Raw genomic sequence first — 21,276 nt, forward strand, 5'->3', positions numbered from 1 at the left:
CTTTTATTCTATTAGAATGGTAGGTGCCTATTATGCAAGTTACAGAGAAGAAAAATAAAACATTACCGATTGATTGTAAGCATTTTATTGATGGCCAATCTATTCCTTCTTTTAATCAAAAAACATTTTTAAATATTAATCCTGCGACTGAAGAAGTATTAGGTTCTGTTTCTGAAGGTGGCGAGTTAGAAATTGATTTAGCAGTAAAAGCAGCAAAACGAGCGTTAAAGGGTGAATGGAAACAATTTACGAGCAATCAAAGAGCGTCAGTATTAAGAAAAATCGGCGACGGAATATTAGCTCGAAAAGAAGAATTAGCGGCGTTAGAGGCAATGGATACTGGAAAGCCATATGATCTTGCTTTAGAAGTTGATATTACGAGATCGGCTCACAATTTTTATTTTTTCGCTGACTATATTACAACTTTAAGCTCTGAGTCTCATATGCAAGATCAAACTGCCTTACATTATACATATCGTAGGCCTGTTGGTGTAGTCGGAATGATTAACCCATGGAATCTCCCTTTATTACTATTAACATGGAAGCTTGCACCTTGTTTAGCGGCTGGCAATACAGCAGTTATGAAGCCAGCAGAATGGACACCAATGACAGCTACAGTTTTAGCTGAAATTTGTAAAGATGCAGGCGTACCTGACGGAGTTGTGAATGTTGTTCACGGATTTGGGGCAAATGCTGCTGGTTCGGCTTTAACAGAACACAGCGATGTAGATGCCATCACATTTACTGGTGAAACAAAAACAGGTACAGCAATTATGAAGGCGGCAGCTCCAACGTTAAAAAAATTATCGTTTGAGCTTGGAGGAAAAAATCCAAATATTATCTTTGCTGACTCTGATTTAGACGAAGTGATTGAAACCACTTTAAAATCATCTTTTATGAATCAGGGAGAAGTTTGTTTATGTGGATCTAGAATTTATGTTCAGAGATCAATCTTTGATGAATTTATTGATAAATTTGTCGCGAAAACAAAGGAATTAAAAATTGGCGATCCGTTTGAAGAAGGCACAAAAGTTGGTGCGGTAATTAGTAAAGAACATTATGAAAAAGTATTATCTTATATCGAAATTGCAAAAGAAGAAGGCGGAACTATTTTAACGGGTGGCAGTAGACCAGCATCAATTGAAAAAGGATGCTTTATCACACCGACAATCATTACCGGGCTAAGTCGTGATTCTAGATGTGTAAGAGAAGAAATATTTGGTCCAGTCGTAACAGTTATGCCATTTGATTCGGAAGAAGAAGTGATTGAATGGGCAAATGACACTCATTATGGTTTAGGAGCTACAATTTGGACAAATGATTTACGCAGAGCCCACCGTGTTGCTCATCAAATTGAGGCTGGAATTATTTGGGTAAACACTTGGTATTTAAGAGATTTACGTACACCATTTGGCGGTATGAAGCAAAGCGGTTTAGGTCGTGAAGGTGGAATCCATAGCTTTGAGTTTTATAGTGAATTGTCGAATATTACGATTAAATTATAAGAATAAAAAGGGGGGGCTAAAGTAAATGAAGATTACTAGTGTAGACGAGCTAACGATTCTGTTGCAAGAAGCAGAAGAGAGTGGAGTTAGTATAAAAGCTTTAACTGAGATTTTTCCTGGTTTAACTGAAAGGGAAGCCTATCAAATTCAATTAAAGAATGTCGAAGAAAAATTGAAAAAAGGTCAAAAAATTATCGGTAAAAAAATTGGGTTAACTTCGATTGCTATGCAGGAGTTATTAGGAGTAGATGAACCAGATTACGGTCACTTACTAACAGATATGAATATTCCTAATTTCGGTGAAGTACAAGTTGCAAATATGATTTTACCAAAAGTAGAAGCTGAAATTGCATTTGTCTTAAAAAAGGATTTAATCGGTCCTAATATTACATTTGAGGATGTAGTGAATGCAACAGATTATATTGTACCAGCAATAGAAGTAGTAGATAGTAGAATTGAAAATTGGAAAATTCGATTAGAGGATACAGTTGCCGATAACGCATCATCATGCTTATTTGTTCTTGGCAATGAGCGTTTCGATGTAAAGGAAATTGACTTACCGAATGTTACGATGGAATTATATCGTAACGAAGAATTGATGAATTCAGGTAAGGGAGAAGCAGTGTTAGGAAATCCAATTCATTGTGTAGCATGGTTAGCCAATAAATTAAGTGAATTTGGAATCTCTCTAAATGCAGGAGAAATTATTTTATCAGGAGCTTTATCAGCTGCAATTAATGTAAATGCTGGGGACTTATTTACTGCAAAATTTCCATTATTAGGTGACGTCTCGATTTCATTTAAATAAATGAGGTGGTAATTATGAATAAATTAAAAGTCGGAATCATTGGTTCGGGCAATATTGGAACAGATTTAATGATGAAATTACAGAATAATCCATTTCTAGAATTAACAACAATGATCGGAATTGATCCAGAATCAGATGGGTTAAATCGTGCAAAAGAATTAGGAATTGAAGTAATCGATAATGGAATTCAAGGATTCATTGAACGAAAAGAACTGGCTAATTTATTGTTTGATGCAACTTCCGCAAAAGCTCATTTTTATCATGCAAAATTACTTGGTGAATTAAAGAAGCGCGTGATCGATTTAACGCCAGCGGCAATTGGGCCATTTGTCGTACCACCTGTAAATTTAGGTTCACATATAGTAGAAAGCAATGTCAATTTAATAACGTGTGGTGGGCAAGCAACGATTCCAATCGTTCATGCGGTAGGTCAAGTTGCAGAGGTTGAGTATGCTGAAATCGTTGCAACAATTAGCTCAAGAAGTGCTGGTCCTGGAACACGTGCTAATATCGATGAGTTTACTGTAACAACGGCTCGAGGACTTGAAGAGATAGGTGGAGCTAAAAAAGGAAAAGCGATCATTATTTTAAACCCGTCAGAACCCCCAATTATGATGAGAGATACAGTTTATTGCAAGGTTACGAATGAAGATTTTAACCATGAAAGCATGATTCATTCTGTTAAGCAAATGGTAAAAAAGGTTCAAGCGTATGTTCCAGGATACCGTTTAAGAATGGATCCAATTATAGATGGTTCAACGGTAACTATTTATTTAGAAGTTCAAGGATCAGGGGACTACTTACCTAGCTATGCAGGAAACTTAGATATTATGACTGCATCAGCAGTAAAAGTAGCGGAAGAGATTGCACAATATGAAATTGTAAAAACTGTTTAAAAAAGTGCCTAAAGAAAGTGAGGGAGTGCAATGTTTGGAAAAGAAGTCATTGTAACTGAAGTAGCACTTCGAGATGGAAGTCATGCAATTGCTCATTCGTATACAGTAGATCAAGTCGTTCGAATTGCGAAGGCTCTTGATGATGCAAAAATGCCTTTTATTGAAGTATCACACGGAGATGGTTTAGGTGGTTCTTCCCTACAATATGGATTATCAACAACAAATGAATTTGAATTAATCGAAGCAGCGGTAAATACATGTAATCATTCAAAGATTGCTGTCTTACTATTACCTGGTATTGGAACAGTAAAAGAATTAAAAACGGCAGCAAAAATCGGAGCAAAAATGGCTCGTATAGCTACCCATGTTACTGAAGCTGATGTTTCGAAACAACATATTTCTATGTCTAAAGAGCTTGGATTAGAAACTGTCGGATTTTTAATGATGTCCCATATGGCACCAGTTGGAAAATTAGTAGAACAAGCCAAATTGATGGAAAGTTATGGTGCGGATGTCGTATATATGGTTGACTCTGCAGGGGCGTTTCTTCCACATGAAGTAAAAGAACGTATCGCTGCTTTAAGAGGGTCTCTTGATATTGAAGTGGGATTCCATGCACATAATAATCTTTCTCTAGCGATGGCAAATACACTAGTGGCCATTGAAGAAGGAGCTACTAGAATTGATGGAAGTGTACGCTGCTTAGGTGCAGGTGCGGGAAATACACAAACTGAAGTTTTAATCGGTGTATTAGAGCGATTAGGAATCAAGACAGGAATTGATTTCTATAAGATGATGGACTTAGCAGAGGAAATCGTTGCACCAATTCTTCAAACACCACAAGAGATTACAAAAGGTAGTCTAATTTTAGGCTATGCAGGTGTGTATTCTAGTTTTCTCTTACATGCCAATCGAGCAGCTAAAAAATGGAATGTTGATGCAAGAGATATCTTAATTGAATTAGGAAAACAAAAAGTAGTCGGTGGGCAAGAGGATATGATTCAAGAAGTTGCTTGTATGTTAGCAAATAAAAAATTGTCTGTTTTTTGAGAGGAGACGACCTATGATAACTGAAATCGCAAATAAAATATATATGCACCAAAAAAACGGTCTAGAAATGGATAAAATTACGATTGAACATCCAGAACTAAACGTTAATAATGCTTATGAAATTCAAAAACTAAGTATAGATAATGCGATTAAAAATGGAGATCCATTAATTGGTTGGAAAATGGGACTAACAAGTATTGCTAAACAAAAATCTGTAAATGTTGATGAGCCGATTTATGGACGCTTAACAAAATCGATGGAATTAGAAGAAAATAAATTAAAGATGGAAGGGTCAATCCATCCTAGGGTTGAGCCAGAAATCGCATTTATGATTAACAAGCCATTGTTTGGACATGATGTAACAGCAAAAGATGTATGGGAAGCAACTGAGTATATTGTACCTGCATTAGAAGTAATCGATAGTCGATATAAAAATTTCTCATTTACACTAACAGATGTAGTAGCAGATAATGCATCTTCATCAAAATTTATCATTGGTAAACAACAATATTCACCTACATATACTTCTTGGGATGAAATTAATGTTGAATTATATAAAAATGGGGTTAAAGTACAAAGTGGAATAAGTTCTGATGTACTAGATCATCCTGTAGAATCTGTCGTAAAGTTAGTGCAGATGCTAAGTAAAAACGGTGAACAAATTGAGCCAGGGATGATTATCTTAACAGGTGGTATTACAGAAGCGATCCATGTTGAAGAGGGCGATATTGTAGAAGCACGTTTTGATGGAATCGAGACAATGTCACTACAAGTAACGAGGTAGTATATTATGCCAATCATTCAAATCCAACTGATTGAAGGTAGAAGTACAGAATTAAAAAAACAATTAATGAGAGGAATAAATGAAGTTGTTTGTCGTACTTTGGACGTTCAGCCAGCACAGGTAAGAATTTTAATAAACGAATTCGAAAAAGAAAATTGGTCCGTTGGTGGAGTTGCAAAGGATGAAGAAAAAAGTCCCTATTTGTAGGGACTTTTTCTTGTTTCTACTGTTCAAACGTGGGTTAGAACGGCCCCTGTTTTTTCCACTTTGATGTAGGGTGGAAGGTTACTCTTTTAATCATTATAGAGAACTAATCTATGTTACAGATATCTTTTGGGCAGTTATCACAGCCAATTTCATTTTTAAGAAATTGTATGTCTTTTAGAATAATTTTTCCATCAGGTGAATAACTAATAACGTTTTTTTTCTTTAAATCACTTAACATCCGATTAACACTTTCTCTTGTAGCAGCACAAAACTTAGCTAATTCTTGATTGGTAAGATGAATAGTAAGAAGAATTCCGTTTTCTATTAATTCCCCGTAAGAGTTCGATATACGGATGAGTGTAGAGTAAAGTGCGCCTTTTTTACCATTTAATACTAAGTCTCGAATCTTAGATTGATTTTTTCTAAGGTGAGTAGAAATCCATTTCATAAATTCAAATGTCAATGGAGCATGGTTAATAAGTTTTTTCTCCAAAAGATCTTTAGGAATAACCTGCACTTCTGCTGCTTCTAATGCGTAAGCGCTAAGCATATAATTTGCATTCTCTGAAAAGAGAGTCAATTCTCCAATTAAGTCATCTTTTTGACAAATGCGAAGATTTAATTCATCACCGTATAGAGTCAGTTTACTTATTTGGATCATTCCTGATTTAATTAGATACAATTCTTTAGCATCTTCTCCTTCTTGAAATATGAAGGTGCCTTTTTTTACTGAACGAGTTGATCCAATTGACTGTAATAAGGAAGCCAAATCTTTTGAAACGATTGAAAGGTCACTTTTTCTATTATTGTTTTGTTCCATCAAAGTATCTCCGCTCCGTTATAAGTTGAACATCAATGTTTTTATGTATTTATCAAGAAAACAAGTATTTTATGTATTACATTTATTATTATACTACCATGCTATTGAATAGCATAGAACTGAAAGTATAGTAAAAATACAAGTGGCAATGGGCTAGATTTTAATGTGACCAATTGATAAGTTAATGTGGGTTTAGATTCTAAAAGAATTAAGAATTTTTAAAGGTAAGAGGAGCAGTCAAAGTAAATTAAGTAGTTAAGAAAGGGTTATGATGCTGAAATACTACTTTTGGTTCGTTATTTAGGAGAAAAATTTTAATTACGTTTAATAGAATAAATAGATGTAAGTAGTAGAAAACGAGTGAAATAATAATTTATAAATGCATATTCGGACTAAAATAATAAAAGAACTTCTCATATAAGAGAAGTTCTTGCTGTTGAAAAACTACCTTGTCAATTAATTATCAAATTTTCGTAAAAGGAGTAAAGTGATGTTGATTTCCACTACAGGGTGCTCGCTTTCCATGGGGCGAGATTCTTTAGCCTCCTCGGCGAGCCTGCGGGGTCTCAGCCTTCCCGCTAATCCCATAGGAGTCGATCACCCCTCCGTTCCAATTAACTTATTCAATCAAAAAAAGTCTGCAATAAATACTAGTCAAATAGCCTTTACTTAGAGTAATCTAACTGTTGTATATTAATCAGCTTGTAGATCAATTAATATCGTACAATTATTAAACTAAACAATCGAATTTGTTTTCCTAAAAAAAGTCCATAATATTATTAACTTCTAAAAAATCATTATTAGTGTTATTGGAATCATGAAATTGCTCAAACATATTTATATTTAAAACCATTAAAGATCATTCGAAAAATGCTAATTTATCATGATTAAATGTGCATTTAAAGTCCGTTTTCCCTATTGACGACTTTATATTTCAACACTCTGAACTTCTCATATAAGAGAAGTTCCTTGTTCAATTAGGCTATTAGCCTTGTAATATAGCTTTTAAATCGCTATGTGCATTTGTAATTAATTTTAAGCCAAATGTATCAACTAATACATTCAAGACACCTGCATTAATAAAGTCAGGTGCTTTTGGTCCGATTCGAATATCTTGGATTCCTAGACTAAATAATCCTAATAAAATAGCTACAGCTTTTTGCTCAAACCAAGAAAGTATAATACTCACTGGCAATTCATTGACACTACAATTAAAGCTTTTTGCTAATGCAGTTGCAATTTTAATTGTTGAAATTGAATTATTACACTGCCCTAAATCTATAAATCTAGGAATGTTTGTACCAATTACTGTACCGTATTCTACATCATTAAAGCGAAATTTACCGCATGATGTCGTTAAAACTACTGTATCATTTGGTAAAGAAGTTACAAGCTCACGATAATATTCTCCACCTTTACCTGGAGCGTCACAACCTGCTACAACAAAGAAACGTTGAATCTTTCCATTTTTTACAGCTTCTACAATCTCAGGCGCAATAGACAAAACTGTTTCGTGATGATAACCAGTAGTCATTACTTCTTCTGATTCGATATTTGCTGCTGGTAGTTCTAATGCACGTTGAATTAATGGTGAAAAATCTTCCTCTATAATCTTTGTTACTCCTTCTAATCCCGCAACTTGATATGAGAAGAAGCGATCTGCATAACTTCCTTTTATAGGCATCACACAGTTTGTAGTTGCTAAAATCGCTCCAGGGAATTTTTCAAACAAACGCCGTTGATCAAACCAAGCTTTTCCAATGTTACCCTTTAAATGTGAATATTTTTTCAATGCTGGATAACCGTGAGCCGGTAGCATCTCAGAGTGAGTGTAAATATGTATACCTTTACCTTCTGTTTGTTTTAACAATTCTTCTAATGCAAATAAATTGTGACCAGTTACAACAATGCATTTTCCCTCGATTTTATTAGAAGAAACTTGTACAGGTTCAGGAATTCCAAAATGTTTTATATGAGCATGATCTAAAAGCTCCATTACTCGAATTGCGGCTTCACCTACTTTCATCGCCATATCTATGTGTTCTTGTATGTTAAAATTAGAATTTGTTAAAGTCATATAAAGAGCTTCATGAGTTACTTGGTCAACAAATGGATCAGTATAACCTAATTGAGCTGCATGCGTTCGATAAGCTGCAATTCCCTTTAACCCATAAATCATCGTATCTTGTAAACTTGCAATTGTTTCATCTTTTCCACATACACCTACAATTTTACATCCACCAACCGGAGTTTGTTCACATTGGTTACAAAACATCATTCATCCCCCTAACAATTTTTACTAACTTAATTATATGGGGGGATATAATCATTATTTGTGACTTAAATCACATGATATCTCTAAATTCATAAATAAATTATTCCAAATTAAAAAGATAAATTAAATAAAGTTCATAGAAAACCAATAGAATTAGAGAACGGACTAGAAAAAAGATGGATCATATTCTATAGGATGGAGAATGACGAAGATTGGGACGTAGTTTAAATGAGTGTTCCCTTTAGATGAGTTCCTTAAAGAAGTTTTAAGAGAAGTTGAATTGATTCTAATAGAGAATCGTTTTTTCGATTTGAGCCAAGCATCAGTAAAAATAAATACATTCAGTCTTATTCGTATTTAAACCTTGCATTTCAAAAGGTTTATTTCGTTAAAGACTACACGCAGAATTGATCATTGTAAACCTCAAAATGATAATGTGTATGGGTATTCATTTATTACATTAAAGTATGATTTTCTATAGCCTACTAATACTACACTCATAAATATTTAGAGTAGGTGAATTATTTTTGGAATTATTTAAAAGGTTTGAAATAAATGAAATTAACAATGAAATAAATATTACCCTTTATCTTACACCATTTTTAGAAGAATTTGGAAGTGAGTTAGGGGACAATCAAGAAAAGCGATTTACAAGTTTAAAGAAAGCCGCAATTGATTATATTCAAAAAAGTGCTCCACAAATAAAAAATGCGTCAATTACAATTGTTGCTGGTTCTGTCATATTATCAACTTTTCCTTTGAAATCTTCAGCTCATGTAGCAAATTTCAATATGAGTTATTTGTTTTTCGGGAATACAGAAACTTATCTAAATCAAATTGACAAAACTCAAGGAAATCTAGATCTTGTCGCACCTAGTTTTTTTGACCTTAACGCAGATGGAACGCTTAAAATTACAAGTCAGTTTAATGTAAACTTAGTGAATGAAATACATAAAAAGAACATTCGGATCGTTCCTTTTTTAAGTAATCATTGGGACCGAGAACTGGGTCGAAAAGCTTTAGCAAATCGGGAATTGCTTTCAACTCAAATTGCCGATTTTATTATGCAGAATAACCTTGATGGAGTAAATATAGATATTGAAAATGTAACTGACGATGACCGTGACGCTTATACTGATTTAGTTCGTTTACTTCGAAATAAGCTACCTAAAGAGAAAGAAGTTTCCGTTGCAGTTGCTGCAAATCCACACGGTTGGACAGAAGGATGGCATGGCTCATACGATTATAAAGAATTGGAAAAATACGCTGACTATATTTTTATCATGGCTTATGATGAACACTATCAAGGTGGTCCCGCTGGTCCTGTTGCGAGTATAAATTGGGTAGATAAATCAATCCAATATGCATTGAATCAAGGTGTCCCAAAAGAAGAGATCGTTTTAGGTATCCCTTTCTTTGGCCGCTATTGGAAGGAAGGCAGTTCAACTGGTGGAGGGGGAGTTCCGGTTAATCAAGTTGAATCACTCATCGCTAAATACAAGGGCATTGTTACATATGATGCAGAGAGCCAATCTCCAAAAGCGACGATTACAATCAAAGAAGGTGACACTCTTCCCGTTATACATGGGATAACATTACAGCCAGGAACCTATGTATTTTGGTATGAAAACTTGAATTCAATTAAAGCTAAAGTTGATTTAGTTCATAAATATGAGATTAAAGGGACTGGAAGTTGGTCACTTGGAAATGAGAATACATCGATATGGGCTAATTACAATAGATGGTTAACAACACATGACGAAAGAGTAACGATTCCACCACCAGTTAAGAAAACAACAGTTACTTATCCGAATTTAAAGGCTGGTACCAAAGGAAGTGACGTAAAAAAATTACAAGTTGCACTAAAGACGCATAAATTTTATAAAGGAAATGCAAATGGTATCTATGATACAGGAACAAAAAATGCTGTTATTGCTTTTCAAAAGAAATACAAATTAAAGGTGGATGGTATTGCAGGAAAGGGAGTTCAATCGAAACTTTATAGTCTAAAGGCTCCTAAAACCTACGCACTATTAAAACAAGGTTCCAAAGGAAAAAATGTAATCGATTTACAAAATGCGCTAAAGAAGTTAGGGGACTATAATGGAACTGCTAATGGAGTGTATGATTCAAAAACAAAAGCAGCAGTAATGAATTTTCAAAAAAGAAATAAATTAAAAGTTGATGGAATTGCAGGTAAACAAACGCAATCAAAGTTATTTGCCATTATTAAGTAAAATTAAAAGAAACCTTATTTCAAAAAGGGCTCATTCCTCTATCTAATAATTAAGCTTTTACCTCTCGTTTGAGAAAACCTTTGATGCCAAATGAAAATGAATAATCCAGTGTCTTATTTAGATTGGAAATCCCCACCGTAGGAAAAGCTACAATGGGGATTTTTTTACTTTAAAGTATAAATCGGCATCGAGGAGAGTTCTTAGCAAAAAACTGATGATTTCTTTTTCGCTTAAGGCTCTTTTCGTCGACGAGTTTCTTAAGGGTTTACAAATATAGGAGTTTTTGAAATGTAATAAGTAGTGTCGCTATGACCTATACCTGCTTTTGAAACAAATTCAACTTTTTGACCATAAATCTCAGATAATTTATTTGCAATTGCACTTGGCTGACCAACTGAATTAAACATGTGTAAATAGCCAAAGTAGTATTCTGAAAGATCATAACCATCTGCATCATATTCATTTGTTAGATAAACTTTAAAATCTATGTCATTTACAGAATCTTTATATCCTTCCATGCCATTTATTAATTCAATAACAGTTTGTTTTTCAACCTTAGAAATAGGGTTGTTAGTTAAATTCGTAAGTCCTTGTACATCGGATGTTTTAAACCACATCGTTCCTTCTTTAATATGCTTTTCCCATAAAGCTTTTTTTTGTGTGTGAGTTTTTTTTGTCTTTTTTACATAGCTTGATGGAATATAAGTTGTAACTTCCTTATTCGTTTTGATTGTTTTTGTTTTACCATTTAACTTTGTTTTCTTATAAGTTGTTACCTTTTGACTTGTACTGTACCAACCATTCCCAACAGGTTTTAAAGATAAACCTTTAGATGAAGTGAAGGAATGCTTATTTTTAAACGATTTACTTTCATAACCCTTAATATTTTGGGCTAAAGTGTATACGTTTACATTCGTTGTTTCTGTAATGTACTTCTTATCATAATCAATATATTTAACTTTTGAATAGCCAACCTGATCGTAAGGGTTAGTTAAATTAAATGAAGAAGATTCAAGTACATGTGCAGGGACGCTAGCTCCAACTTGGTTTTCAACCCTAAATGGCTTTGTCGCCTGCTTATCTTCGAACATGACCATCCCTTTTGTTACAGTGCCAATTTCAGTATCGGCTTTGGCGATAGTTGAAAAAGAAAAGCTGAGTAAAGATACAATTGATAAGGTGTACAGTAATCTTTTTTTCATCAGAGATTCTCCTTTAGGTTAGATAGTTGCATTAAAATTGTATCATCATTGTATACATTAGACTATTGGTTAAAAATGTGAATTCCCGATTGGTTATAACATAGTGCTCTTTAAATTAGGGATATAAAATAAGCCAAATCCAATTTTGTTAGGATTTGGCTTTATTTTTATTGAGCTTTTTTCGCTCTATTTTCTTTTACTTCAAAAGTTAACTTTTCTTTACCCATTAAGATAATCGCGATAAAACCTAAAGTAATTGGAATTAATGTCCATTTAAAAGTAGTCGCAACAGAATGGGCCATTGCTTCTGAGATTTTATGAAGTACTTCTGGTGGAATTTTAGCTCTTGCATCAGCGGATAATAATGCACGTGAGTCAACTTTTCCGCCAAATGCACCTAAATTACCAAGTAAATCACTTAATTTATTTTTAAATACGTGGTTTTGAATTGTACCAAAGATAGTAACACCAATTGTCATACCTAATGTTCTAAAGAAAGTATTTGTTGATGTAGCGATGCCTCGTTTTTGAGGTTCGATTTTGTGTTGAGTTGCCATACTTAAAAGTGAGAATGAACAACCCATTCCAAGACCAGCGATAATCATGTAAAACGTTACTGTTGATCGAGCTGTATCAGTATCTAATGTACTCAATAAATACATTCCAATAAAGAATAAAACAACTGAAACTAACATGATGCTTCTATAACTAAATTTACGTACTGATTGTCCTGCTACCTGGCTACCTACAACTGAACCAAGCATCATCGGAATAAGAATAATACCAGAATTTGTAGCTGTACCACCATAAACTGATTGAACAAAAAGTGGAATTAATACGGTCGTAATAATAAAAGCAGAACCGTAGAAAAATGCAACACCTTGAGTTGCCGCAAATAACTGCTTTTTAAATAAGCTAAATGAAATAATTGGCTCTTCAACTTTTCTTTCAATTAGAATAAATGCGATAAACAATACTGCAAAGATTGAAAATAAGGAAATAATTGGACCAGAGTTCCAATCGTATTCATTACCACCCAGTTCAAGTGCAAACATTAAACTGACAACTGAACCAACAAGTGTAATTGCACCAAACCAGTCGATTTTAAGTTTTCTAAGGTGCAGATTTTCTTTATAAAATTGAGAGATTAAATATAAAGAAATAATACCTAAAGGTAAGTTGATATAGAAAATCCAGCGCCAATCAATTTGATCAGTAATATATGCTCCTAAAAGTGGTCCAAATACACTAGAAAGACCAAAAACTGCACCAAATAAACCAGTCATTTTTCCTCGTTTTTCAGGAGGGAAAATATCAAAAATAATTGTAAAGGCTATTGGCATTAGTGAACCTCCGCCAATTCCTTGGATCGCACGATAAACACTTAATTGAACAATGCTATTTGCTGTTCCACATAATGCAGAACCAATTAAGAAAATTAAAAGTCCTAATAAATAAAATCGTTTACGACCATACATATCTGATAACTTTCCAAAAATGGGCATACTTGCCATTGTAGCAACCAAATATGCAGAGGTTACCCATATAAATTGGTCTAAACCACCTAATTCTCCAACAATTGTAGGCATCGAAGCTGAAACAATTGTGTTATCCATAGCTGCCATGAGCATTCCTAATAATAGGCCTGCTACGACAAAGCCAACCTTACTTTCTTTTGAAACCATCAAGTTTCCCCCTTATTTAATTCTTTAGTCTCTTTTGGGATCAATACATTAATATCATTCCAAAATTTAAATAATAATGTTAACTCTTTGTCATCATACTGGTTAAAAATATTAGAAAGAGAGTCAGATAATGGTTTAAAAAGCTCTGCTAATTCATCATCGCGTTCATACACAGGTTGAATAATTACTCGTCTACGGTCATTTGGATCTTGAATACGCTCAACAAAGTTGACTTTTTCAAGTCGGTCAATAACACCTGTTATAGCACCAGTAGTTAGATGTGTTAATTGAGATAACTTTCCAGCTGAAATTGGACCAGTATGGCAAAGTAACTCTCGACATCGTAAATCAGTCGCATTTAAATGAAGGTTCGAGGCAAGCCCTTCATTAAAAAGAACGATTGAAGTGCTAAATTTTCTAAATTCCATTATCAGTGATGGAATAAATTCACTTCGAATGATTGGGTTTTCTGACATTTCATTCTCTCCTTAAAATAGGAAGTACTATAAAAAGTTAACGTAACTAAATATCTTAGTAACTAAAATAATTATAATTCAAAGAAACCAATTAAAGTATAAATTGTGAGTATTTTAACCAAAATTTAATTTAGTATTTAACTAATGATTTTTGAACAGTTTTAGGTATGAATAAGGTAAAAGGGATTAGGTTAAATAAATTGAAATAGTTTAATTCTAGGGATTGGGAGATCGGTAAAAAGTCACGAAGATATGAGATCATTTTTTATGCACTTTTTTCTCCAATTAATTTCTTCAATAATTAGGTGTCCTTTAACGAATGCTATAAAAGGAAGTTAATGAAAAAAGTGTAGGTGTTCACAATGAAAAAGAATATTGAAATTGTACCTTATCGTACTTCCTGGGAAGAAGATTTTCAGTCTGAAAAAAAGGCAATTGATCTATTATTACCAGAGAAAGCAGCGATTTATCATATAGGGAGTACTTCAATTCCGAATATGTTTGCCATGCCAATTATTGACTTAATGATCGTAGTAAAATGCTTAAATAGGTTTGATGAGTATAGTGATGTTCTAAATACTTTAGGTTACGAACAATTGGGGGATCAATCTAATCAGGGCAGAAGATTTTTTATCAAATGTGATGATAATTGTAGTTTCCATATACATGTATACGAAAAAGGAAATGCTGCTGTTGAACGAAATATTGCATTTAGGGAATATATGATTGCACATACAGATCAAGCAATGGAATATATAAAATTAAAAAAAGAACTTGCTAAAAACAAATCAGAATATAAAAGGGGACGAAAAGAATTTTTAGATGAAATCGATCGAAAAGCAAATAAATGGAAGAAGAAATAACACTCCTTCCATGGAAGGAAGGAGTGGCTTAACGATGTTCTTCATATTTCATAAGAAGTGAAATTTCTTTTATTTGGGCGATTTGTTGTGCATTTAATGGTTTTGCAAAGTAAGCGTTAAGATTATCTAGTAATTGTTCTTTATTTCGAGCTCCAACAGCTAACGATGAAACTGCTTTATGAGAAAGAACATATTGTAAAGCTAAGCTATGTAAGGATTGTTCCTCATTTAGAAGTTGTAGAAGCTTTTGGATTGTTTCATTACATTCTTGTTCTGAATATGACATATAGCCCTTGTTAGATAGTTTCTTTTCCCATTTACTGGTTAATAGCCCTTTTGCTACGGATCCGCGTGCAATGACAGAAATATTATGCTTTTCGAAAAGTGGAAAGAATTCTTCAGGTCTACGCTCTAGTACATTATATTGCATCATAACACCTTGAATAGATGAATGATTTACAAATCGATTAATAACATTCGGACGAATTGAAGAGATTCCATAATGGCGAATTAAGCCTTCTTTTACTAGTTCATCAAAAGTAAAAATGATTTCTTCATATTGATCCTCGATAGTTCCACCGTGAAGTTGATAATAATCGATATAATCTGTATTTAGTCTACGTAAACTGTCTTTTACAGCTTCTTTCATATATGCTCTCGATGGATCCCAATACCATTTATTATCATTTGAATTATTCCAACGGTTGCCTACTTTCGTTGCAATAACCACTTGATCTCTACGACCTTTTAAAGCTTTTCCAACGATTTCTTCATTTTTACCGAAATCATATAAATCAGCAGTATCAAAGTAATTGATTCCAGCATCGATTGCAGCATGAATTGTTGAAATCGCCTCATTTTCTTCTGTCCCAAGCGACATACAACCTAAACCAATTTCGGATATTTCTAATAAAGTAGAACCAAGCTTACGTTTTTTCATATAAATCCCTCCAAATATAATTGTAGGGAAAAGAGAATTATTTTACAACATAGAGAAGCTTACCATTGGAGTTTTGAATCCATTCTTTAACGGTTTTATATTGCATACCAATAACTTCGAGGGTTTTTAAAATTTCTGTTTTGGAGCCCACGAGGACAACAGAATTTTCCGTCATACACATTTTCATCAGACTACCTCATTTCAAACAGTATTTTAATGAAATAAATGATAAAATGTATGTGACAACCATATAAATTAGAACAAGGTGATGAAAAAAATGAAAAAATTTGAAGAAAAAACACTAGAAGAAGAAAAAGTATTCACAGGAAGAGTGATCTCTCTTTATCATCAGAAGGTAGAATTACCGAATGGAAATACAAGTACGCGTGAAATCGTAAAGCATCCGGGAGCAGTGGCTGTGATTCCAATTACAAATGAAGGAAAAATTGTTTTTGTTGAGCAGTACCGAAAAGCGCTAGAAAGAAGTCTCCTAGAAATTCCAGCAGGAAAACTAGAAAAAGGCGAAGAGCCACTTGTAACGGCTAAACGAGAGCTAGAAGAAGAGACTGGATATGAAGCAGCAAATTGGGAGCATATCCAATCTTTTTATACTTCACCGGGGTTTGCAGACGAATACATACATATATATGTAGCAAAAGATTTAAAGAAATTAGAAAATAGTGCTGCTTTAGATGAAGATGAATTTGTTGAAATTTTTGAGCTAACACTAGACGAGTGTCTGGAAGAGCTAAAAAAAGGTTCAATCCATGATGCAAAAACATGTTTTGCAGTCCAATATTTACAATTATTACAAAAAAATTAAAATAAAATTAAAAATAATTCTCAAAATATGGAAGTAAACATGGTAAAATAAAGTGACATTTTTTGAGAGGATGAGTAGATGAGAATTTCGTCAATTAAAAAAACAGCTAAGAATCGTCTATCTGGTAACTGGGGAAAAGCGATTTTAACTCTCGTAGTTTTTGGTGTATTTGAAGGACTTATTTATATGTTACTTAATGGACCAGTCAATTATCATTATACAGGGAGTATATTTTTAGATTTGGATCAACAAGATTTAATCCCAGGTGGTATCCAAATCGTAATCGAAATTATAACTGCAATCATTAATACTCTATTAGGTTATGGATTACTTGTTTACTTTTTAAAGTTGATTCGTGATGAGGAAAAAAGCATATCGGACTTATTTTTCTATTTTAAAAGTGGGCATCAATTTATAAGAGGTATAATAGTTGGATTCTTAGTAACTTTATTTACAGTATTATGGACTGTTTTATTAATCATTCCTGGTATTATCAAATCAATCGCTTATTCACAAGTTGGATATATTTTAAAAGATTATCCAGAAATGAATGCAATTGATGCCATTACTTTAAGTAGAAGAATGATGGATGGGTATAAATGGAAATTCTTTTTACTAGGGCTTTCATTCATCGGTTGGGTTCTATTAGTAATCATCACTTTTGGGCTTGCTTTGTTTTATGTAGCACCATACTTTTATACTTCTCAGGCTCAATTTTATGCAGAAGTAAAAGAAGCATACGAAGAAAAAAAGGAAACAATTTAAAATTCTAAGACTAATGACGTTAATTTTTTTTAACGTCTTTTTTTTAACGTTTCTAAAGCTTATCAAAAAAAACATTTTTATAAAGCAAAAATTAAACAATTAAGGATAAAATAGAAAACAGGAAAAATGAATACAATAAGACAACTAATCAAATACGATGAAGGTGAGAATATTGTTTGTTACTGGTGAGCTTGGCACATATCACGTTCGAGTAAAAGGGGATGGAAAAGTCACAGTTCTTTTAGAATGTGGAATGATGCATACTCTTCATCAATGGAAGTATTTGCAAGAAGAGTTGAGTAAATATGCCAAAGTTATATCATACGATCGGTTAGGTTATGGAAAAAGTGGAATATGGACGACAGAACGATCAATAGAGCAACAAGCTTTTGAATGCTATGACATTTTATTAGCATTAAATATTAAAAGTCCATTAATTGCTGTCGGACATTCCCTAGGGGCCTATATTGTATTCCAATTGTCTCGCCTTTTTCCAAATGCTATCCAATCAATGATTTTACTCGATCCAACACATCCGACTCTAGAGGAGCATGAGCAGAAATTATATGATAAGTTACTGTATCAGTTTGCGATCATGATGAAGAATGCAAACCAATTTAATCTTACTAAGGCAATTCCAAATAAGCTAGTTAATAAAATAATGAAAACTACCCCAGATAATCAGTTCGAAATGATTAGCGCAATTAAGAGCTATAAGCATTGGAAGACTGTTGTTAGTGAGTGGAAAAACCTAAATTATAGTAACATACGTATAAAGGACGCATTGAAAATTAAAATGAATATTCCTTTACTAGTATTAACAGCTTCCAATCAAAGTGGTTTACAGTTTAATCCGAAGAAAAAAAAGGAATTACTACATAAAGTTGAAAAATATCATAATGAATATTGTGAAACAACGAATCAAGGTAGCCGTCAAACATTAGAAGGCTACACACATTCAACTATTTATGGAAATAATGAAGAAAATGCAAAGTCGATTGGTCATTTTATAAAAAAACAAATTGAATTATTAAATTAAAACAAAGCTGTTTTAGTCGTTGCCTGACTTTAACAGCTTTTTATATTTTTTTTCAAAAATTTTGTTAAAATAATTCTTCGCAATCAAATGATCGCTCCACGAAAAGAGAGCACCCTGGAACTGAAATTATCACTTCTCTCCATTAAATAGGAAAAAAGTCATTTTTTCTTTGTTATTAATTTTCCAACTTTTATAAATTAATAGAATAAATTACTTGTCCATTCATAAAATGAAGAGAGAATATAGTCCAGGAGATGATATCATGACAAGAAGCTCAGTCAAATCAACGATGAAAAAACATGTTAAAGATTATTTGTCACTCTATATTTTTGTTAGTGTGATCTTACTTTTTGGTGTAGTATTTGGAGCCGTCATCGTAAATAGTATGAATGTGAGTCAAAAACAGGATATTCTATCCTTTATTACACATTTTTTTGGACAAGTTAATAATGGTGATTATATTAGCGGAAATGAAGTGTTCCTTTCTAGCTATTCTTCTCATTTGAAGTTTTTAGCATTGATTTGGGTTTTAGGGATCTCAATCATTGGATTACCAATCATTCTTATTTTATTATTTATGAAAGGATTGGTAGTTGGATTTACAGTTGGATTTTTAGTCAATCAATTAGGTTGGCACGGTATTTTATTAGCATTTTCTTCTGTTTTTCCACAAAATGTTATCGTTTTACCATTATATATACTGTTAACAGTTTTAGCAGTTCAGCTATCCATTCGAATGATTCGAAAACAATTTATTAAAAATGATAATGAACCAATTATGAAACAGTTAGTCTCGTATTCTATTGTCTTTGGAGTTGTTGCGGTTTGCTTAAGTATTGCAAGTATTATTGAAGCCTATGGTTCAACTTATTTTTTAAAAGCCATCTCAGAAATAATTGTTTCAAAAAATTAACAAATAATTTTTGACACTTTCTCTTTCTTTGTTATAATTATTATCAAGTGGCGAGGGAGTGAAAAGAATGGAAGAACGAGTTGAACGAATAAAAAAACAACTACATTTAGCAGGATACAAATTAACACCACAACGGGAATCCACTGTTCGTGTTTTATTAGAAAACGAAGAAGATCACCTAAGTGCAGAAGATGTTTACCTCCTAGTGAAAGAAAAATCGCCAGAAATTGGACTTGCTACTGTTTATCGTACGTTAGAATTACTAACTGAGTTAACAATTGTTGATAAAATAAATTTTGGTGATGGCGTTTCAAGATACGACTTAAGACATGAAGGTGCACAACATTTTCACCATCATTTAATTTGCACGGTTTGCGGAGCAGTAGATGAAATTCATGAAAATCTATTAAGTGAAGTTGAAAAGACAGTTGAAGAACGTTGGAATTTTAAAATTAAAGATCATCGATTATCATTTCATGGTGTATGTCATCGTTGCCATGATCAAAACGAAGAGTAGTAAAATGATTTTAATTTAATTAAAATCATTTTATTTTTGATTCTTAAAAGACGGAGCAGTTCAATAAAAAGAGTCTGCTCTTTTTCATGTTCTAAAAAATGACACTAAATGATTAATGTTGATTTTCTGAAGTATGATTTGTCCTATTTTTGCATAGTATGTAGTAATGATGTCTTTACTTCTAGCAAAAGGTGGTGGTCATATGAAAAAAAGAGCAAGTATTGTTTTTAATGTAATAAAGGTTACAATTTTATTCATTACATGTACAATTTTATTTTATTTTGCTATTCAATGGATTCATTCTGAATATGAAAATATGCATCGATATGACCGACCAGAAGGCTCAATGTTAAAGGTGGACATTCATAAAAAGGATGGTGCTTTTAACCAATTGGTACGGTTTTATCAAAACGGGGAGTAATGAAATGTGACAACGACTGATAAAACACCTTTTAAAAAAGAATTTGATTTTGCAACGGAGGATTTTATCCATTTTATCCAAGTTGAAAAAGGTTTATCTAAAAATACAATTCTATCATATAGTAAGGATTTAGAAAGCTACGGAAAATATTTAGACGTTGTTGAAAATATATTTGGTCTTTCAAATATAACTAGGTTACATATTATTAGTTATTTAAAATATTTAAAAGAAAGAGATTTAACAGCTCGAACAATGGCTCGTCAATTAGCAACAATTCGCTCATTTCATCAATTTTTAATTCGTGAGGTTGATGGTATGAAAGACGATCCTTCACTATTAATCGAAATTCCAAAAGCGCCAAAAGTACTTCCAAAGGTTTTATCACTACAGGAAGTAGAGGCTTTATTAGAAGTACCTGACCACTCTACATTTGGTCTAAGAGATAAGGCAATGTTAGAATTGTTATATGCCACTGGTATGCGTGTGTCAGAGTTATTATCATTAAATCTATCTGACATTAATTTAACAATGGGATTTGTGCGATGTTTAGGTAAAGGAAGTAAAGAACGAATTATTCCTTTAGGTAAGCTTGCAATTGAATCAATTGAAAATTATTTAAAATTGTCAAGAAATGAATTAAAGGGTAAAAAAAATAATGATGCATTTTTCTTAAATCATCATGGAAATAGAATGTCTAGACAAGGATTTTGGAAAAACTTAAAAAAACAAGCTGAAAAAGCAAATATTCAACATGAATTAACGCCGCATACTTTACGTCATTCATTTGCAACACATTTATTAGAAAATGGCGCTGATTTAAGATCAGTTCAAGAAATGTTAGGACATGCAGATATATCTACAACTCAAATTTATACACATGTAACGAAAAATAGGCTTAAGGATGTTTATAAAGAGTTTCATCCAAGAGCTTAATTTCTCAGATTTTTAGAATTTTGTTTACACATTAAGAGCTTAAATTAAGCTCTTTTTTCTTGTAAAATGATTGTTATAATGTGAAAAGCATACTATATTTAATAATCATATATAACT

At 32.8% G+C, this 21,276-nt stretch carries 22 protein-coding genes; 15 read left to right on the forward strand and 7 right to left on the reverse strand.

Features of this window, described 5'->3' with window-relative positions; genetic code table 11:
- Positions 1-32: 32 nt before the first annotated feature.
- From MY490_RS08555 to MY490_RS08580, 6 genes are read left to right on the forward strand one after another with little or no spacing between them, the layout of a single operon-like run.
- Positions 33-1,505 (forward strand): aldehyde dehydrogenase, encoded by a 1,473-nt coding sequence (locus MY490_RS08555; RefSeq protein WP_248268826.1) that lies wholly within the window; start codon positions 33-35, stop codon positions 1,503-1,505.
- Positions 1,506-1,530: 25 nt separating this feature from the next.
- Positions 1,531-2,313: a 2-keto-4-pentenoate hydratase gene (locus tag MY490_RS08560; protein ID WP_248268827.1), complete on the forward strand. Its 783-nt coding sequence runs from the start codon at positions 1,531-1,533 to the stop codon at positions 2,311-2,313.
- A 14-nt stretch (positions 2,314-2,327) separates the two neighbouring features.
- Complete coding sequence (locus MY490_RS08565) at positions 2,328-3,209, forward strand: acetaldehyde dehydrogenase (acetylating) (protein ID WP_248268828.1); 882 nt, start codon at positions 2,328-2,330, stop codon at positions 3,207-3,209.
- Positions 3,210-3,239: 30 nt separating this feature from the next.
- The gene (dmpG, locus tag MY490_RS08570) at positions 3,240-4,259 is read left to right on the forward strand and encodes a 4-hydroxy-2-oxovalerate aldolase (RefSeq protein WP_248268829.1); all 1,020 of its coding nucleotides are present in this window, start codon (positions 3,240-3,242) and stop codon (positions 4,257-4,259) included.
- Positions 4,260-4,272: 13 nt separating this feature from the next.
- Positions 4,273-5,043 (forward strand): 2-keto-4-pentenoate hydratase, encoded by a 771-nt coding sequence (locus MY490_RS08575; protein ID WP_248268830.1) that lies wholly within the window; start codon positions 4,273-4,275, stop codon positions 5,041-5,043.
- A 6-nt stretch (positions 5,044-5,049) separates the two neighbouring features.
- The gene (locus MY490_RS08580; RefSeq protein WP_248268831.1) at positions 5,050-5,250 is read left to right on the forward strand and encodes a tautomerase family protein; all 201 of its coding nucleotides are present in this window, start codon (positions 5,050-5,052) and stop codon (positions 5,248-5,250) included.
- Positions 5,251-5,353: 103 nt separating this feature from the next.
- Here MY490_RS08580 and MY490_RS08585 read toward each other — a convergent pair whose 3' ends face one another.
- Both MY490_RS08585 and hcp read right to left on the reverse strand, forming a co-directional pair.
- Positions 5,354-6,070: a Crp/Fnr family transcriptional regulator gene (locus tag MY490_RS08585; protein WP_248268832.1), complete on the reverse strand. Its 717-nt coding sequence runs from the start codon at positions 6,068-6,070 to the stop codon at positions 5,354-5,356.
- Positions 6,071-7,055: 985 nt separating this feature from the next.
- Entirely contained in the window at positions 7,056-8,345 is a 1,290-nt protein-coding gene (gene hcp, locus MY490_RS08590; RefSeq protein WP_248268833.1) for a hydroxylamine reductase, read from the reverse strand.
- Positions 8,346-8,872: 527 nt separating this feature from the next.
- Here hcp and MY490_RS08595 point away from each other — a divergent pair.
- Positions 8,873-10,582 carry a glycosyl hydrolase family 18 protein gene (locus MY490_RS08595; RefSeq protein WP_248268834.1) on the forward strand — a complete coding sequence of 570 codons (1,710 nt, stop codon included), beginning with the start codon at positions 8,873-8,875 and terminating at the stop codon, positions 10,580-10,582.
- 257 nt (positions 10,583-10,839) lie between these two features.
- Here MY490_RS08595 and MY490_RS08600 read toward each other — a convergent pair whose 3' ends face one another.
- The 3 genes from MY490_RS08600 to MY490_RS08610 all read right to left on the reverse strand — a co-directional run bounded on the left by MY490_RS08600 (position 10,840) and on the right by MY490_RS08610 (position 13,945).
- Complete coding sequence (locus MY490_RS08600; RefSeq protein ID WP_248268835.1) at positions 10,840-11,784, reverse strand: hypothetical protein; 945 nt, start codon at positions 11,782-11,784, stop codon at positions 10,840-10,842.
- A 167-nt stretch (positions 11,785-11,951) separates the two neighbouring features.
- Positions 11,952-13,469 (reverse strand): MDR family MFS transporter, encoded by a 1,518-nt coding sequence (locus MY490_RS08605; protein WP_248268836.1) that lies wholly within the window; start codon positions 13,467-13,469, stop codon positions 11,952-11,954.
- Complete coding sequence (locus MY490_RS08610) at positions 13,469-13,945, reverse strand: MarR family winged helix-turn-helix transcriptional regulator (protein WP_248268837.1); 477 nt, start codon at positions 13,943-13,945, stop codon at positions 13,469-13,471. The genes MY490_RS08605 and MY490_RS08610 overlap by 1 nt, the downstream gene beginning before the upstream one ends.
- Before the next feature lie 362 nt (positions 13,946-14,307).
- Here MY490_RS08610 and MY490_RS08615 point away from each other — a divergent pair, with 362 nt between their 5' ends.
- Complete coding sequence (locus tag MY490_RS08615; protein WP_248268838.1) at positions 14,308-14,808, forward strand: GrpB family protein; 501 nt, start codon at positions 14,308-14,310, stop codon at positions 14,806-14,808.
- Between the two features lie 28 nt (positions 14,809-14,836).
- Here the strand turns inward: MY490_RS08615 and MY490_RS08620 are convergent, their stop codons facing one another.
- Positions 14,837-15,748 carry an aldo/keto reductase gene (locus tag MY490_RS08620; RefSeq protein WP_248268839.1) on the reverse strand — a complete coding sequence of 304 codons (912 nt, stop codon included), beginning with the start codon at positions 15,746-15,748 and terminating at the stop codon, positions 14,837-14,839.
- A gap of 37 nt (positions 15,749-15,785) precedes the next feature.
- Entirely contained in the window at positions 15,786-15,935 is a 150-nt protein-coding gene (mciZ, locus tag MY490_RS22305; RefSeq protein ID WP_432707045.1) for a Z-ring formation inhibitor MciZ, read from the reverse strand.
- A 90-nt stretch (positions 15,936-16,025) separates the two neighbouring features.
- Between mciZ and MY490_RS08625 the strand changes: the two genes are divergently transcribed.
- The 7 genes from MY490_RS08625 (at position 16,026) to xerD (ending at position 21,159) form a co-directional block, all read left to right on the forward strand.
- Complete coding sequence (locus MY490_RS08625; protein WP_248268840.1) at positions 16,026-16,571, forward strand: NUDIX domain-containing protein; 546 nt, start codon at positions 16,026-16,028, stop codon at positions 16,569-16,571.
- A 78-nt stretch (positions 16,572-16,649) separates the two neighbouring features.
- Positions 16,650-17,336, forward strand: a complete 687-nt coding sequence (locus MY490_RS08630; RefSeq protein ID WP_248268841.1) for a DUF975 family protein — start codon at positions 16,650-16,652, stop codon at positions 17,334-17,336.
- A gap of 172 nt (positions 17,337-17,508) precedes the next feature.
- A complete protein-coding gene (locus MY490_RS08635) occupies positions 17,509-18,375 on the forward strand; it encodes an alpha/beta fold hydrolase (RefSeq protein ID WP_248268842.1) in 867 nt (288 codons plus the stop codon).
- Positions 18,376-18,637: 262 nt separating this feature from the next.
- Positions 18,638-19,288: a stage II sporulation protein M gene (spoIIM, locus tag MY490_RS08640; RefSeq protein WP_069031790.1), complete on the forward strand. Its 651-nt coding sequence runs from the start codon at positions 18,638-18,640 to the stop codon at positions 19,286-19,288.
- Positions 19,289-19,355: 67 nt separating this feature from the next.
- Positions 19,356-19,805 (forward strand): ferric iron uptake transcriptional regulator, encoded by a 450-nt coding sequence (locus MY490_RS08645; protein ID WP_056466931.1) that lies wholly within the window; start codon positions 19,356-19,358, stop codon positions 19,803-19,805.
- 202 nt (positions 19,806-20,007) lie between these two features.
- Positions 20,008-20,226: a YqzK family protein gene (locus MY490_RS08650; RefSeq protein WP_056466929.1), complete on the forward strand. Its 219-nt coding sequence runs from the start codon at positions 20,008-20,010 to the stop codon at positions 20,224-20,226.
- A 6-nt stretch (positions 20,227-20,232) separates the two neighbouring features.
- Positions 20,233-21,159, forward strand: a complete 927-nt coding sequence (gene xerD, locus MY490_RS08655; RefSeq protein WP_248268843.1) for a site-specific tyrosine recombinase XerD — start codon at positions 20,233-20,235, stop codon at positions 21,157-21,159.
- Positions 21,160-21,276 lie beyond the last annotated feature (117 nt).

It is taken from the genome of Gottfriedia acidiceleris (assembly GCF_023115465.1).
In the GTDB taxonomy this organism is placed as follows: Bacteria; Bacillota; Bacilli; order Bacillales; family Bacillaceae_G; genus Gottfriedia; species Gottfriedia acidiceleris_B.